The organism is Romboutsia sp. 13368 (assembly GCF_018336475.1).
Classification (GTDB): domain Bacteria; phylum Bacillota; class Clostridia; order Peptostreptococcales; family Peptostreptococcaceae; genus Romboutsia.
The window spans coordinates 1,292,759-1,292,984 of the sequence record NZ_CP048741.1; the positions used below are offsets into that span (position 1 = coordinate 1,292,759).

Annotated in this window: 1 protein-coding gene; it reads right to left on the minus strand. The window is 29.6% G+C overall.

The features are described from left to right. Positions 1-226 (minus strand): type I restriction endonuclease (locus G3997_RS05250; RefSeq protein ID WP_296649416.1); only part of this gene is annotated, 226 nt, incomplete at both ends.

Here is a 226-nt window from a genome sequence, read left to right on the forward strand (position 1 = left end):
AGTATTGTAACATCATAACGATTTGTATATTTTCCTACTACTGTTGTTTGATTAGTTACTTGGAATCTGTTTTTGCACCAGTTTTTACTGTCAAAGAATTCTATATAAACTTCACTACCATCTTCTCTTTCTAGTATGAATTTGTCTCTTAGTATCATTGCACTTTTGAATACTGTTTTTCCTTCTATGTGTCTTAGAATACGTTCAAATTCTTTATCTGTTAAGG